27 protein-coding genes are annotated in these 13,897 nt (G+C 50.2%); 3 read left to right on the top strand and 24 right to left on the bottom strand.

Translation table 11 applies throughout. From position 1 onward, the window contains the following. Positions 1-397: 397 nt before the first annotated feature. The 24 genes from EFB08_RS11370 to EFB08_RS11265 form a co-directional block, all read right to left on the bottom strand. Entirely contained in the window at positions 398-580 is a 183-nt protein-coding gene (locus EFB08_RS11370; RefSeq protein ID WP_123127093.1) for a hypothetical protein, read from the bottom strand. Next, a complete protein-coding gene (locus tag EFB08_RS24025) occupies positions 577-777 on the bottom strand; it encodes a DUF551 domain-containing protein (protein ID WP_123127092.1) in 201 nt (66 codons plus the stop codon). The genes EFB08_RS11370 and EFB08_RS24025 overlap by 4 nt, the downstream gene beginning before the upstream one ends. 19 nt (positions 778-796) lie before the next feature. Further along, the gene (locus tag EFB08_RS11360; RefSeq protein WP_123127091.1) at positions 797-1,492 is read right to left on the bottom strand and encodes a hypothetical protein; all 696 of its coding nucleotides are present in this window, start codon (positions 1,490-1,492) and stop codon (positions 797-799) included. A 79-nt stretch (positions 1,493-1,571) separates the two neighbouring features. Next, complete coding sequence (locus EFB08_RS23500; protein WP_165864866.1) at positions 1,572-1,745, bottom strand: hypothetical protein; 174 nt, start codon at positions 1,743-1,745, stop codon at positions 1,572-1,574. A gap of 15 nt (positions 1,746-1,760) precedes the next feature. Next, positions 1,761-1,931 (bottom strand): hypothetical protein, encoded by a 171-nt coding sequence (locus EFB08_RS23495; protein ID WP_165864865.1) that lies wholly within the window; start codon positions 1,929-1,931, stop codon positions 1,761-1,763. 5 nt (positions 1,932-1,936) lie between these two features. After that, on the bottom strand, positions 1,937-2,122 hold the full coding sequence (locus tag EFB08_RS11355) for a hypothetical protein (RefSeq protein WP_125077715.1): 186 nt from the start codon (positions 2,120-2,122) through the stop codon (positions 1,937-1,939). 9 nt (positions 2,123-2,131) lie between these two features. After that, a complete protein-coding gene (locus EFB08_RS11350) occupies positions 2,132-2,326 on the bottom strand; it encodes a hypothetical protein (RefSeq protein WP_123127089.1) in 195 nt (64 codons plus the stop codon). A 62-nt stretch (positions 2,327-2,388) separates the two neighbouring features. Beyond that, complete coding sequence (locus tag EFB08_RS11345; protein WP_125077714.1) at positions 2,389-2,904, bottom strand: hypothetical protein; 516 nt, start codon at positions 2,902-2,904, stop codon at positions 2,389-2,391. 4 nt (positions 2,905-2,908) lie between these two features. Beyond that, complete coding sequence (locus EFB08_RS11340; protein ID WP_123127087.1) at positions 2,909-3,184, bottom strand: hypothetical protein; 276 nt, start codon at positions 3,182-3,184, stop codon at positions 2,909-2,911. Positions 3,185-3,186: 2 nt separating this feature from the next. Further along, entirely contained in the window at positions 3,187-3,528 is a 342-nt protein-coding gene (locus tag EFB08_RS11335) for a RusA family crossover junction endodeoxyribonuclease (protein WP_123127086.1), read from the bottom strand. Then, the gene (locus EFB08_RS11330; protein WP_123127085.1) at positions 3,525-4,265 is read right to left on the bottom strand and encodes a hypothetical protein; all 741 of its coding nucleotides are present in this window, start codon (positions 4,263-4,265) and stop codon (positions 3,525-3,527) included. The genes EFB08_RS11335 and EFB08_RS11330 overlap by 4 nt, the downstream gene beginning before the upstream one ends. Continuing rightward, entirely contained in the window at positions 4,265-4,678 is a 414-nt protein-coding gene (locus EFB08_RS11325; RefSeq protein ID WP_123127084.1) for a hypothetical protein, read from the bottom strand. Before EFB08_RS11325 ends, EFB08_RS11330 begins: the two co-directional genes overlap by 1 nt. After that, positions 4,675-5,052, bottom strand: coding sequence for a hypothetical protein (locus EFB08_RS11320; protein WP_123127083.1), 378 nt, complete (start codon positions 5,050-5,052; stop codon positions 4,675-4,677). Before EFB08_RS11320 ends, EFB08_RS11325 begins: the two co-directional genes overlap by 4 nt. A 1-nt stretch (position 5,053) precedes the next feature. After that, positions 5,054-5,263 carry a hypothetical protein gene (locus EFB08_RS11315; protein WP_123127082.1) on the bottom strand — a complete coding sequence of 70 codons (210 nt, stop codon included), beginning with the start codon at positions 5,261-5,263 and terminating at the stop codon, positions 5,054-5,056. Further along, entirely contained in the window at positions 5,263-6,297 is a 1,035-nt protein-coding gene (locus EFB08_RS11310) for a hypothetical protein (RefSeq protein WP_123127081.1), read from the bottom strand. The genes EFB08_RS11315 and EFB08_RS11310 overlap by 1 nt, the downstream gene beginning before the upstream one ends. Continuing rightward, positions 6,294-7,211 (bottom strand): DUF4373 domain-containing protein, encoded by a 918-nt coding sequence (locus tag EFB08_RS11305; protein ID WP_123127080.1) that lies wholly within the window; start codon positions 7,209-7,211, stop codon positions 6,294-6,296. The genes EFB08_RS11310 and EFB08_RS11305 overlap by 4 nt, the downstream gene beginning before the upstream one ends. A gap of 65 nt (positions 7,212-7,276) precedes the next feature. Continuing rightward, entirely contained in the window at positions 7,277-7,876 is a 600-nt protein-coding gene (locus EFB08_RS11300) for a hypothetical protein (protein WP_123127079.1), read from the bottom strand. 32 nt (positions 7,877-7,908) lie between these two features. Next, a complete protein-coding gene (locus EFB08_RS11295) occupies positions 7,909-8,709 on the bottom strand; it encodes a recombinase RecT (protein ID WP_123127078.1) in 801 nt (266 codons plus the stop codon). Between the two features lie 13 nt (positions 8,710-8,722). After that, entirely contained in the window at positions 8,723-9,595 is an 873-nt protein-coding gene (locus EFB08_RS11290; protein ID WP_123127077.1) for a PD-(D/E)XK nuclease-like domain-containing protein, read from the bottom strand. A 95-nt stretch (positions 9,596-9,690) separates the two neighbouring features. Continuing rightward, positions 9,691-10,005, bottom strand: coding sequence for a hypothetical protein (locus tag EFB08_RS11285; protein WP_123127076.1), 315 nt, complete (start codon positions 10,003-10,005; stop codon positions 9,691-9,693). Position 10,006: 1 nt separating this feature from the next. Continuing rightward, on the bottom strand, positions 10,007-10,195 hold the full coding sequence (locus tag EFB08_RS11280) for a hypothetical protein (protein ID WP_123127075.1): 189 nt from the start codon (positions 10,193-10,195) through the stop codon (positions 10,007-10,009). Positions 10,196-10,197: 2 nt separating this feature from the next. Further along, positions 10,198-10,668 (bottom strand): hypothetical protein, encoded by a 471-nt coding sequence (locus EFB08_RS11275; protein WP_123127074.1) that lies wholly within the window; start codon positions 10,666-10,668, stop codon positions 10,198-10,200. Between the two features lie 27 nt (positions 10,669-10,695). Then, entirely contained in the window at positions 10,696-10,992 is a 297-nt protein-coding gene (locus tag EFB08_RS11270) for a hypothetical protein (RefSeq protein ID WP_123127073.1), read from the bottom strand. A 52-nt stretch (positions 10,993-11,044) separates the two neighbouring features. Then, positions 11,045-11,299 carry a hypothetical protein gene (locus EFB08_RS11265; RefSeq protein WP_123127072.1) on the bottom strand — a complete coding sequence of 85 codons (255 nt, stop codon included), beginning with the start codon at positions 11,297-11,299 and terminating at the stop codon, positions 11,045-11,047. A 60-nt stretch (positions 11,300-11,359) separates the two neighbouring features. Between EFB08_RS11265 and EFB08_RS11260 the strand changes: the two genes are divergently transcribed. From EFB08_RS11260 to EFB08_RS11250, 3 genes are all read left to right on the top strand, one after another. Then, positions 11,360-11,920 carry a hypothetical protein gene (locus EFB08_RS11260; RefSeq protein ID WP_123127071.1) on the top strand — a complete coding sequence of 187 codons (561 nt, stop codon included), beginning with the start codon at positions 11,360-11,362 and terminating at the stop codon, positions 11,918-11,920. 85 nt (positions 11,921-12,005) lie between these two features. After that, the gene (locus EFB08_RS11255) at positions 12,006-12,308 is read left to right on the top strand and encodes a hypothetical protein (protein WP_123127070.1); all 303 of its coding nucleotides are present in this window, start codon (positions 12,006-12,008) and stop codon (positions 12,306-12,308) included. A gap of 145 nt (positions 12,309-12,453) precedes the next feature. Continuing rightward, positions 12,454-13,752: a site-specific integrase gene (locus EFB08_RS11250; protein ID WP_123127069.1), complete on the top strand. Its 1,299-nt coding sequence runs from the start codon at positions 12,454-12,456 to the stop codon at positions 13,750-13,752. The last annotated feature ends 145 nt before the right edge of the window (positions 13,753-13,897 follow it).

Here is a 13,897-nt window from a genome sequence, read left to right as displayed (position 1 = left end):
CCACCTGATAGTTAGAATTATACTTATTGTGCAACTTTCAATAGAGGCAACTAATATACACAAAGTTAATGTATTATACTAATATACTCCATTACGGAAAGGGCAAAAAATATATGCAGTTGTGCATTATTTAGCATTAGGTTTTAGTAGTACACTAGCTTGGATTTTAGAACAGGTTTGCCGTTTTCCCAGACTATTTTAGTAATGATTCTTGTTCTCATATTGTTCAGCGTCTCTTTTTAGCCTTGCGCTTCTTTCTTTTCTTGGTACAAGTCTCTCTGTGTTTTCTTTCGTTTCTAATATCCGCTAAATCCTTCCCATCGTAGTAAAAAGATTCAGGCGTAAGCTTACTAGTTAAAAGACTATAGGTATAATTCGGATTTTCAGCGCACATAAATCAATTATCTCCTTCTATTTTAGTAGTGGCAAGCATGGTAATGGTTATGGCAGGCTCGTTTATTTGCATCTCTCTATCGAAACTATCCAAAATAGCTTCTATTTGAGGGTATTCCATTCCATTTACATGCAAAGCCGCAGCAAAATTCATCTTGAATATGTCGTAGTAGCTTCTCTTTCTCATAAATCATAAGTTTTTGGCATGTCAGGCAAAGGCATCCAATGAGTTACACCCCATCCATTTGCCGTATCTACTTTTTTATCACCATCTGTAGTGTACCAAACACTTTGTCTCAAATACCCTAGATGCTGGTAGTTCGTATTGCAGCACAATACTGTCGAGTGGTCAGGGAGACTATCGGTTACTTTGATCCATTCCATAAATCATTAGGTTTTTGTGTTAAGCCGCACACTCGCACGGCATGTTGTCATAATCATCTTCTTCCGGGAATAGCTCTGTTTGCTTCAGCATCTCGCTCCATCTTTTCCCCCGCCCAAGCCCCGCTACCGTGCCAAGATTAGGAAGAGCTATTTTCTCTAAATTCAAGGCCATCTCTAATAGATCAGGCTCGGCGGCTTGGAGCTGCTTGATTTCCCTCTCTTTCATGTTTGGGCAGAAGAAGCAACTGCTCTTTTGGGGGACTGGCAGCCCTGCCTTGTGTATGTAAGCCATGCAGTCAAATCGGTCCATACCCCACTCCACAAGCGGATAAACCACCCGCTCCTTCTCTGTTGAATAGTCCTTTATCCTATGTGACTCTGAGGCGTCATAGGCAACATACTTTACCAGCTTCCTGCCCTTGAGGTGCTTGGCAACATACCGATCAACTGGAGTAATTTTCCATTTGATAGAGCATGTCTTGAACCCGAAGGCAATGGAGGGCAAGGACTCTCTGCGGAGAACCTCCTGGTACAGACCTTCCCTGTTGTAGATTAAAGTCTTCACAGAAGGGTAACCTTTTGACTTCAGCCACCGGGTCATTAAGCGGATATGGCGATAGGTTGCCTTCTTTTCGCCCTTAGAGGAAGCCCCTCCCGTGTTAGAGAAGAAGACATAATCAATTGGCCTTCTCTCTTTCACAAGCCGGATCAGCATTGCGGTAGAGTCTACCCCGCCCCCCGAAAGTCACTATGTAAACTTCTTGCTTAGCTGTCTCCATAAATCATTAGTTTAATTAATCAAATTCAGGTAAAGCGGCGAACTCTTCCTCGCTCATTTCAATAACTTTTATTACAAAGGTTTCACCCAGCTCTAGGTTGTCGAGTTCTGGCTCCAGGTGCATAAGTGCTCCTTGCAAATCTTCCACGTATAGGGTACTCCCGCCAATAGGTAATTTGTAGACTTTCATAAGATTCGTTTTAGGTTAAAATTCTTTAGAGTACTTTCTTACACCCATATCTTCAAGGATTTTATTGAATGGTGCCTCAAGGCTTTCCAACTCATCTTCATTGATTACACCATCTTGGTACAGTTTAACAAGTCGCTCCCGTACTTGAATAAGTGATCCAGCCTTACGCCCTTCTTTTTCAGTCATAATCATTAGGTTTTAATTGTTTCGGGTAAGCAAACTTCCCCAGTAGCATCACCCCCGGGAGTTGGGAAAGTGGAGCCTGTACACCATTTCCAACCTCTTTTATTTTTCTCCCAATATCCACCGCCTTGTGCTTTTGCTTTTGTGCCTTCTGGGTATTCAGACCATTGCCTGTTATCTTTTATCCACTCCATAATCATTAGTTAAACGTTGTGTCTGTGAGTGATCTTAGACATCACTTCTGTCACCTCGGCCTTCATCTCATCAACAGCAAGGGCCGCGATACCCCTAAGAGCTTTCTTAAAAAGTTCAGCTTCAAAAGGTGTTTTAGGATTTAATCCCAAGTGCTCTGCCGCTCGGTAGACTTCTTCTATTTTATCGTCTAAATGTGATTGCATAAATCGTTAAGATTAACTGTGTTACATTAAACTGGTATTTTCCTCCCGGGGGAAATCGATTCTCAAGCACCCATAGGCAGAAAAACCCGCTTCACCCCTCCCCATATTTTGGGCAGAAACTGTCTAAAAACAATCCCTCCGGCGAAGGCCAGAAGCAGCCACTTCCAGACACTTGCCTGCTGATTGGTGCTCTTTACCTCAGCACTCCCCTCCACCTTGGAGCCTTGGCCCCCGGTGTTGGTGGTTTGGGCTTCGGTGACGGCACTTCCCTTTGTCTTGCTGATGTCGGCACCCTGAAAGGAAGCGGCGCCAATGGTGCTCCCGCCTGAGGCGTTCTGCTCGTTGCTACTCTGGGTAGACCCTTTAATCTCCCCAGCGGTGGAGGATTCCACTTTGCTGTCCTGGGCAATGATGACGGTTGAATTCTGGATCTTCACTTTATTGGCTTGGGTCAGTTTCTGCCAAGCGGTGGGCGTAGTGCGGAGCGTGTCTCTGGGGGAAAGGCTGTCCATCGGTCTGGTGCTGTTGCAGGAGATGTGCAGGACCAGGATCAGGGCGAGGGGTATGGTCTTTTTCATTGGGTTAGAAGGGTAAGTCATCGTCTAAATTTTCTGCTTGATTTTGCGCAGGCTTTTCCTTTGGCGGGTAAAGCTTTTCAATGTGCGCCTGCTTCTTCTCAAACAGGAATTGCTCTGCGGTTTTAACTGACTTCTTGAATTCATTGGTGTTGAGTAGGTCAATCATAACCTCAAAGGCGAACAGGTAATAAAGCCCGTCTTTACACAATTGATCAAGGTAGTCGGCGTACTGGGCCTCAGCTTCTGCCTGCCCGTAACCATCATCATAATGTTCTTCCATGGCTAGACTTCTATCAGTTGAAATTCAATTCTGGGCTCTTTGGCGTCAAGGAACTTCTGAGCCACTATCTTCACGCACTTGTTATCGTTCTTGATGGCCTTGACCTTCTGCAAGCAGTCCAGCACGATCTTCAGGGAGTTGTCCAGATCGGCCCGCTGGTTGGGATAGAACACGTCCACATGCAGCTCAAAGTAGTCGGTGATGTTGCGGTTGCGGTAGTGGTTGCACTGGATGTAGAACATGTTCTCGTAGCGGGTGAGGGCGGCGGTTTTGAACAGCCCCTTGGTGCCTATGCGGTAGCAGTTGCTTTTGCTCGGGCAGGTACCTTGGATGACTTGCTTCATGCCTGGCCTACCTTTTTGAATTCAACCACCCACACCCAAGGATTGGCCTCAAAAGATTCCTCACCGTTTATGGATATCCAAAGCGAGTTGAAGCTCATTACTGGCGCGGGGATGGTTTCACCTTGGACTTCATATTCAAATTGAGAGAAGATCAACTTGGGATTTAGGTAGTTTCTCCAACCTCCAAACTTGTGGCTTATACCTTCGGCAATGGCATCCTCCCGTGAGATATCCTGAAGGCGCTCCACTCTGATACTTGTCACTTCAAGAACCAGCCTACAGGCTTGGCGAGGCATGAAGATTGATGGTTTCCAGAAGCTTCTTTCTGTTGAGAATCCATCATCATCAACCCACTCCGTTTCACCATCTGCCCTGTGGATGTAAGCACTTCTTACTTTGCCATTGTCAAAGAAGTCAGTAGGGATATGAGGGCGTCCCTCAAAGCAGTCTACGGCGTTAATATCTACCGATTCACACCATGTTTCCCGCACCCAAAGGCGGTCACCAACTTTGCCGTAAGGGCATTTTATTTCATCCACTATGACATTATCAAAGTCTTTGGAAGAAACCCAAAATGTACCAGTAGGCATATCATCAGCGCCAATTCTTGGTGAGATTCGTTTTGCATCAACTTTAACACCTCTTCTGGTCTGTGTTTTTCTGCCTTCCAAAATGGCTCTCACCATTTCACCTTTGAACAGGATAGGTCTTTCTTTTACTTGCTGGATAGTTTCCATTATGCTGCTTCGTTGATTTGATTGTTAGACTTTCCTTTCTCAAGCACCTCCTGGAAAGGCACCTCATTCAATGGCCGGCTGTCCCCCTCCATCATCACCAGTCCTTCGTTGTAGCACTTCACCACGGCAAGGAACTGCTTCTTGTCGGCGGCTTCCATGAACTCGTTGAACACCTCCCAGGCGGCGGCTGCGGTGTTGTCGAAGCTGTCGGCGCTCTCTGGGCTTACCTTGGTGAGGAAGCGGGTTCTCCAGTTCTGGAGCATCTTGTTGAGGATGTTGAAGTCATGCTTGGCCTGGCCGCTCAGGTCTTTCTCGAAGGTGGTGCGGTGGAAGTCCATCACCTCGCACAGGACCGCGAAGAACATCAGGTCTTTGGTCTTGGGCACTTTGGGTGTAGATACAATGGTTTTCATGCTGCTTGTGCTATTCTTGAAATGGTTGGCTTAAAGGTTTCTTGGTTTATGCCTGGGAAGCTCTGGGCATACCTCAGGGTGTTGTAGATGAACTCACGGAGCCTGGTACCGAAATTCTCCTCACTCCTTCCCTCAAGGAATTGCAACCAGGCAAAGGACTTTACCATACTCCCGTTCGTCACTCCGAAGTCTGCTGCCAGGGTGTGCCGCTGGAGGGTATCGGTATCGGCGTAGGCGGCGGCTTTCCGGAAGGCCTTGATGTGGTGGTAGGCGTTACAGAGGGCGAACAGCTCCTCGGCCGGGGTCAGCTCCCGATCCAGGAACCGATCCATGAAGCGTTGCCGTTGGGCGTTGTGGTTCCTAATCTTCCTCATGCTACTCATCTTGATAAGGGTGCCCGTCTAAGCCTTGGAAGCCGTATTTCTGGGATACTGCCAGCTCCGCTTTCTCAATGGTGACCTCGGTGCGGGCGTTGATGATGTACTTGCGGACCAGGGCGTACAGGCTTTGCGGCTCGTTGGGCCTTTCCTGCATGAAGTCAGAAACCATCTGCTCCACCGTGCGGGCTTTAGGGAAGTTGCTCATTAGGCGGATTGTCTTTGCATTGAAACTTCTTTGATCAGGGCCAGCCCGTGCCGGTTGCCTGTTTTGAGGTAGTACTCCACCTGCTGTTGCATCCCTATTTCATCCAGAGAACTGAGTCTGGCCCGCTCCTTCTGGTTTGTTTCCACTTGCTCCATGACCAGGGTGCGGATGTCTTCGCCGGATTCCACCGTGCTCAGGACGAATCCTTTGAAGACCTCCTTGCGCGCCCGGTTCTTGGCTTCCTGCTCGTACTTGTTGCCCGAGGCGTGGCTGCCGGTCTCAAGGGCTGCCTGGAAGAGCTTGTAGGAAAGGCGGTGGGTCAGCTCAATGGATTCCATTTTCTTTTCTGCCAGGACCAGCTTCCGTTCAGCATTGAGGATATCCAGCTTCTCGGCATCGGTCAGGTTAATGACACCCAAGGATTCCAGCCAGGAGAGCAGCACGTTGCCCAGGTCAAACTCCCGGTAGATCTCGCCGGGCTGCGAGAGCCGTTCCATTTCGGCTTCCAGCCTTCGCAGGTTCAGCTCAAAGGTTTCCTCCATGGACATCTGCCGGGGATGGGTCTCTCTGCCTACCTCCATGAGCAGCTTCTGCTTCTGCAGGTGGGCCTCGGCCTTGAGCTGGTACTTGTAGGCTTTGAACCAGCCGTTGATGTTGGGCTCGTTTAGGAACACCACCTCTTTGGCATCAGCCTTGAAGTCACCCCTCACTCCCATCTTGAAGACCAGCCTTACTTCCTGCTCGGTCATCTGGCCCCACTTCTCGCGGAGCAATGCAGCTATGGAGTTGAAGAAGATCTCGGTTTCGGTCTTGGTCTCCAGCTGGTTCTTGTGACCCAATTGCAGAAGGCCGGTGCCGATCACGGAGGCAACCAAAGTATCCAGCTGCCGGTCAGTCATCATGTTGACCTTGGTGCCTTTGAGCGAGCAAAGAAGAATCTCCTGCTCCTGCTTCTTTAGCTTGGCCACTGCCTCGCGTTCCTGCGGATCAGCGAAGACGGCCAGTTGGTCTGAGTATTTCTGTAGTGAGGTCATGCTATTTTGCGGTTACCTTCTGAATCGTATTTGTCTTCTGAGGTGAAGTCCTCCACCTGCCGGAGCCTTCTGTCAAAGTGGGACATCCCGGCGGGCCTTGTTTCTGATTTGGTAAGCTTCCCCTGGGCCGCGGCCTCCTCCCTTCTTCTCTGGTTCTCCCTTTCGTGCTTGATCCACGTGTGGGCTGTTTTTTGCCAGTTGAACATCTTGTGACCAGCCTTATTGAACCAGTTATCCTGGCTGTATTCGCGGTAGAAGTTCTGGGCCTCCGCTTCATCACTCCCGTTTTCGGTGAAGTATTCCTCTACTTCTTCAAGCCCGGGCGGTGTATATTTGGAGTAAGGTTCTGGGGGGGGCGGCGCAACTGGGGGGGAGCTAACTTTCAAAGGGCATTCAGGGAGAAGTTCTGGCTCTTCGTTTTCGCCTTCGCGCAAAGGAGGAGGAGTAATACTTTCCTTTTCTTTGCTTTGCTCTACTTTACTCTCCTCTACTTTATGTACTACTACAGTAGTTAAAGGACCATCACTGTCATTTCTACTGTAGAAATGCGGGCGGGCTGGCATTTCTCTCTTACGATTGAGGTAAAGGGTACTTAATCCCTGCATGAACCTCTCATACCAAATGACTTTCCGCTCCTGATAAAGCTCCTTATCCAGCTTCCCCCATGTGATTAAATCCTGAAGGATGGAGTTGCATTTACTTTCATCCATCCTCATTTTCACCACAAAGAAGTCCCAATCTCCGGCATCGCTTAAATCCAGATAGTGGTTTTCGGCGGCGCCAAGCATCTCACATAACTTGAATAGAAAGGCATATCCATCATTCCCATACTTTGCCTCCAGCTTAAACATGGTCTTGCCGTGGGTAACCCGATGAGGAAAGAAGTCCGCTGTATTAGTTTGCTTTCTTGCCATGCTTTTACCTCCGGTGAGTTAGCGGGCGGAAGAATACCCTCCGCCCGCATCTAAGTGATAGTGTATTAAGCCACATCCTCAAAAAGGTCCAACTGCTCACCGCCTCCGCTCTTGCCGTTCAGGTGCAGCTCCACTTCATCCATCGTTTCCTGAAAATCCTTCATGAGCTGCCAGTAGAATTCGTATTCCTCATCTGAGCTGGTGAGCGGAGAAATCAGGTTCACCACCTTGCCGGAGCGAAGCACGCGCTGTCCAACCAGCATCATGCCTTCCTTGTTGATAAAGCCCGTGCACCGAAAGTTGGAGAAGCACTCCAGCGGGTAGATCTCGCCGGTCTCAAAAGACTCATCAAGAGGCGAGGCGCCCAGTAGGTCAAATTCCCGCTCAGGCATATCATGGGAAGAGACGGTGATCTTGAATTTTTCCTGAAATTCCTTTCTGAGCATTGACTGCACCGTGCCTACCTGCACCTGCTCGGTGATGAGACAGAGGTGCGTGTTCAGCTTCTGGAACTTGTCCAGTAAGTCTTGGTGCACATAGCGGTGAATCACCACTGAATGATGGGAGTAGACTTCATTCTCTACCTGGTAGTAGGTGCACTCCAGAAAGCCATCCTTGTTGATCTTGGCTTTCTCAATTCCGATATTCTTTTCTTTCTTATTCATCTGGTAGATGTTTATGATGGAAGTAACTTGGTTCAGGCAGCCAGTTCGTTGTCTGCTTCCTCGTGGCTCATGTCGGTATAATCGGCATCCACGGTATTGGCCGGCTCATCCTCAAAGAAATCGGCGGCTTTGCCTTTGAAGGCCTCCTGCTTCTGGGCGGAGAAGTCCACGCCGTTGTTCTGCTCATCCAGGCTCAGGGTGTTGATCACCTGGTCAGGGATGTTGTGCTTGGGCAGGTATTTGAATAGGCGGCGGATAGGTGCCTTGCGCATCATCTCACTGGCCCAACCGTCGTAAGGGCTAGAGCCTTTCTTGGCTGCCTCAGATGATTTCCGCACCTTCTCCAGTTCCTCACGGTTCATGATCTCGAACTGCACCTCGCCGTTGGGCAGGTGGGCGATGGCATAGGCAGCAATGATCTCGCCTCTGGAAGAGAGCGAAGGCTTATGCTTGATAAAGCCGTTGGTGCCTTTCTCGTAATCAAAGAAGTCATTCTCGCACACCACATCGGCTTCTATCTTCTTGGCAGCGCCCGAGGTCACCAGCACGTTGATCAGGCCCATGTAGGAAGGGTCCAGAATCAGCTTGCCTTTGCGGGGCACCAGGTAGGCAAGCTTCAGCACCGGGTTGAGGGTTAGGCCGGTGAGGGCCACATTCACGATGCAGTTGCGGATGCTGTTGGCATCCATGGAGGCCAGGAACGGGTTGGACTGAATCATCTGCATGGCAAAGCCCGCCTCCCGCTCAAAGTCCAGCTTGTTGTTGGGGACGTTCTTGAAACTCTTCTGGGCGGAAATCACCTGCTCCCGCGCTACTTGTAGTTGATTGCTCATATTCTGATTTTATCTAAGCTGAAAGTTTGCTTTCACGGTAGGCGTACACCGGCAGATCCAGTTCAATGAGGCCGCGCATCTCGGGCAAGGCCTGTATCTCATAGCCGGGCCACTCTCCTGTTTGCTGGCACTTTTTATATAATTCAAGGGCAATAGAGTACTCGTAGCGCCCTTGGTTCAGGAAGTTCTCCGAAACGGCGTAGGCCTGGGCCGCATAAGGGAAAGTGGTTTCCTGGCAGATGAAGACGAACTTCCGCTGGGTGCCGTAGATATCTTCCAGCACATCGGAGTAAAGGGCCGCCTGGATATGGTAGCCGAAGCCGTGTGCCTGACGGGCAAAGCCTTCGGGTGAGGCATCCTGGCAGGTCTTCAAATCCACAATCACCTTCGGCTTCAGGTAGTCAGGACGCACCCGAACGGCGGCACCGTTGAAGTCTTGGTGGTAGTGGGAAAGCTCGGCCTCTCCGTTGATCAGGAACCCGGCAATGGTTGGGTTTGAGAGCAGCACCTTCTTCATGGTCTGCAGCTTGGCAAGGTCATCATGGCCGATGAGCTGACGGTCAGCGTTCAGCAATTCCATCTCCTCTTTCCAAGCTTTGTTTTTATTTGAAGCCATGGTTTTGTCATTCTCCGGCCGCTGGCTCATATCCAGAGTCCAGTACTTAGAGTGAAATAAATCCTCCTCCAGCACGAAGTCATGGTAAGCGGTCCCGAACAGCATTGCCGGGGTGGGCTCCTTGGCTTCGCTGTTGGCAAAGTGCATGGGTGACTTCTGGAAGATGGTCTTCAGACCGGAGGCGTTGATGTACTCCTTCTTGGAGTGGTAAGTGCTGTTAGAATCCTTTTGGATCAGGGCTTTCTCAGCAATGGTTTCAGCTACTTGCATTTGAATTCAGTTTGAGGAGGTGGGAATTGACCGGATAATTTGAACAATAGTGGAGAGCCTGCCTTTGATGGAGCCCGTGAGTACCTTCTCCATAGTCAGCTGGCTTTAGAGATGAAGGGGAACTGCTTCTGGTTGTAAGCGGCAAACTGCTTGAGTTGGCAATCAGCAATCTTGCCCTGCATATCGGAGAAGGCGATGGTTGCCGCCTCATGGATGCTGTTGCTGGAAGCTCCGGCAGCGATCAACTGCTTACCAGTTAGCTGCACCGCAAGGGCAACCGTGATGTAGGTGCCCATTTCATGCGAGGCATCCAACGTCACCTTAGCCGAGCAGTGCCGGTATCCCGGTGCGAACTGGCCAGCATCTTTGAGCTTGGCTTCAATGTCAAGTATTATCTGAAGGTCTTGCATATCAAAAGAGGCTGGTTTGGGTGGCGGGAATCGATTCTTCAAGCAGTTCATCAACCAGTTTCTCCCGTTTCTTGGAGGCTTCCAGGTCTACCCTTTCGCGGTATTTGAAGTATTGCTTCTGGGCGTCGCGCATGGACTTCACCGCCTGTGCTAGCTGCGCGTATTTCTGGGCGTAAGTAGTTTCTGACATAACTAGGCTACTGAGAAAAGTGAGAGTTGAATTCCGGTGGAATGGAAAGGGATGGTGCGGGTTTCCTCCTTCTGCATCCCCCCTGTTGTTGCCTTCATGATCACCTCAGGAGCTGTGGCCGGCACGTACTCCAGACCGAACAGGCAGTCTTTGATGCAGATCTCGGTGATCTCCTCCGGAAGCAGGTAGAACAACACCTCTTCCCCAGACCTTTCCTCCGTCACGGCAAAGCGGTAATGCTTCATCATGGCATTGGCCGTGGCCGGGATATAGACGTACATGCCGAACTGTTCAGAATTCCAGTAGCCAAGAATGGGGTAATCAATTCCCTGATCCATGCCTAAGCCGGGGTTCGTGGCCCGGATGGAATCGCCGGGGGTGAAGGAGTCTTTGTGGGCAAGCGGGTTGCCCCGGTAGACCCTGAGCGCCGGGCCAGAGTCTACATGTTGGGAAGAAGAGAGTAATTTTTCCATTGCTGTGGTAAGAGTATATAGGTGGGTTTAGGCAGCAAGGCCGCGTTTGATGGTCTTGCTTTCGTTGTATTCATGGAGCGACTGGGCGCAGTACACGGGCTTTGTTGCTTTCTCGCCCTCGTACTTGTATCTGATCAGGGTGCCGGGCCGCTTGCGCTCATTCTCCAGCGTTTTCTGGCACACCCCGATGGCCTTGCAAGCCTGTTTGGTGTCCAGCCAGAGCGGGCTGATCTTCTCCAGGAAGGCGATCTTCTTCTGGATCGGGGCCAGGGCTTGTTGAAGTTTCTCTTCCAGTTCCTCAGGCGTGATGAAGTGGTAAGCCATAGGGTAAAAGTCGATTTGTTTAAGATTGATTACTTTGCAGCAGTTGAGAGACTTAAGCGGCTTCTATGAATTCAGCGACCAACATCTGACGGTTCTTTTCTTCCATCTCCTTTGCCGTCCGGGCTTCCTCCAGGCAGGCCCGGAGAATCCTTTCATCTTTTTTGATGCCTTTCAAAACCTCAGTGACGCGGCTTCTAGGCACATTGAGCTTTTTGGCAATTCTCGCTTTTGCTCCCCGGTTTGCTTGAAGCCGGGCATCGAGGCCTGCAAGTGCCTCAGATACTAGCTGTGGATCCCATTCAGTCATTTGTTGTATATTTAGCCGTTGTTCTCTTTTTGACCTGATTTGTTCTCAAATGTACGTTGTTTGACAAGTCATAGTCAAGTCAATGACTATATTTTTTTCAATTATTTTCTGTGGTTAATGAATAAAGAAGCCTTACTTTCTAGGAATCAGCGGTTTATAGAAGCAGTAGAAATGCTTATAAACCTTGGTATGGTTAAGAATTCGACTAAGTTTTCCGAGTCAATAGGGGTAAACTCTACTAATTGGAGCAAGTACAAGAAAAATGAAAGACTAGTCACTGACGATATTATTAATTCAGCTACTAATAGATATGCCTTGTCACGTGACTATATAGAGAGAGGTGAGGGTGAGCCTATAATTAATAACTGGAGTCAGACCACCAATGACCACAGCTTCAAGGCTCGTGATATCAGCCGTGCCACGGGAATGCAGGTAGTGACGCATGGCGGCGTTGGCGGAGAGGGGAGCCAGGTTCAGATACTGGCGATGGAATTGGAGAATTTGAAGCAAGTGGTAGCCAACAAAGATGCTCTGCTTGCATACAAAGATGAACTCATCAAAGAATTAAGAGAAAGAATAGAAGAATTGAAAGAAAGAATAAGAGAGTTAAAAGAAAGATAGGGGCTAATTGACACCCCATTTGCCAATGATATTAGCTTTCCGTAGGTTGATGCCTCAAATAGGGAATAGCGAATTTTATCAGACAATGGCAAAGAAGAAAGCCGGGGACATTGCCCCCATCATCAACGGAAGCGGAAACAGTATTGCCAACAATTACACGTACCAAACCACTCCCCCTGAGTACCCATGGAACAATGACAGGATTTACGTATTAGAGAATATAATCACCTCTCAGGAACAAGATATCAAGGATTTAGAGGCACAATTAGCCTATAAGGAAGAGCAGCTGGCCTATAAGGAAAGCTTGCTTGAGAATGAGCGCCTAAAGGTAAAGACCATGCGCCAGACAGCGGCCAGGTGCAAATGCTTCCGCGGCGGCATATGCTAAATTTGGAGGCCAGGACTGACTAAACCCGCTAGCCAATACCATTGAACCTTTCCTTTATTACAGGCAACCTAACCTCCTACATCCTCAATTAACTAAATATTTTAGCAAATCGAATAATATATAACTTTTTAAATACAACACTCCCATGCCCTTCACCATCAGCGAGAACCTGAAGCCGGAGCCCCGGGAAGACAAGACCCATGCCGTGCGCATCCGGGTGACCAAAGACCGGAAACCCCGCTACTATACCACGGGAATCTACGTGCTGAAGGCCAACTGGAACCCCAAGGCTGAGTACCGAAAGGAGAACTGGCTGAAAGGGTACTCCATGTGCGGGGTAGACAACGCCTCGCTCAAGAATGATCTGGACGGGCTGCATGCTCTGGGGCTGGCACACCCTGCCCTTTCCTCCAAGGAGCTGATCGAACTCTACATCTCCCGGAAGGAAGGGATTCCCCAAGAGGGTGAGGAGGCCCAGCCTTCGGAGCCCTGCTTTCTGGCTGTATTCAAAAGGGAGATCGCCCGCAAGCACGACCTTTCCGCCTCCACCCTGGACGTGTACAGTTCGCTCTACAAGACCTTTTCCCGTTTCTGCGGCGGCACCCTGCCCATGTCGCGCCTGACGGTAGGCCTGCTCAAAGACTACGTGTACCACCTGCAGACGGTCGGCAACCACGGCACGCCGGACACCCCCCGCCCCACCGGCAACGTGACCATCTCCACGTACCTCAATATCCTGACCAGCGTGGCCAAGGCCGCGATGCTGGAGAACCTGCTGGAATTCAAAGACAACCCCTTCCACCATGTGAAGGAGATACTGAAGGGCCGGGTGCAGCACCGCAAGAAGCAGCCCCTCTCCCAGGACACCCTTAGGAAGATGGCGGAGCTGGACCTGAGCGGCAGCGAGGACCCGCTGCTGGAGGTTTCCCGCGACATCTATCTGGTGCAGTACTACCTGCACGGCAGCCGGGGCGGGGACGTGCTGGAACTGAGGCCCAGTGACGTAAGCGACCGGGTGCGCTTCACCATGCGCAAAAACAAGAAGGAGAAGTCCATCATCGTGACCGATACGCTGGCCCAGATCCTTTCCAAGTACATGCCGGCCGAGGGCGAGGACCGCCCTTTCATTTTCCCTTTCCTCAACAAGAAGTACCTGACCAAGGACAAGTTCTGGCAGAAGGCCAAGCGCGACCGGGAGAAGGCGAAGATCAACGAGCGGCTGGCCACCATCGCCCAGATGCTGGGGGTGGAGCGGTTCACCATGCACACGGCGCGGCACACCTTCGCCAACGCGGCGCTTGAGAACGGCACCGACCTGCGCATGGTGCAGGGCCTGCTCAAGCATTCCTCCCTCTCCACCACGGAAGTCTACGTGCGCGACTTCATGGAAGGCGAGGACGACGAACTGACCACCTCCCTCTACTCCTCAGTGAAACACCAGTGAAACGCTCAGTAAAACAATAGTAAAACATTCCCCTCCTTTTCGTCCTTTCCCATCCCGTAAGGGCAGGGTATGAGACACAGGAAATTCGCTTTTACGGTACGCGAGGGCACAGGGGCGTAAGGTAGGTTTAACATCTCATTAACAT

The sequence above is a fragment of the Rufibacter latericius genome (assembly GCF_003721515.1).
In the GTDB taxonomy this organism is placed as follows: domain Bacteria; phylum Bacteroidota; class Bacteroidia; order Cytophagales; family Hymenobacteraceae; genus Nibribacter; species Nibribacter latericius.
Note: the sequence above shows the minus strand (reverse complement) of the source record. Positions and strands in the feature narration are given on the sequence as shown.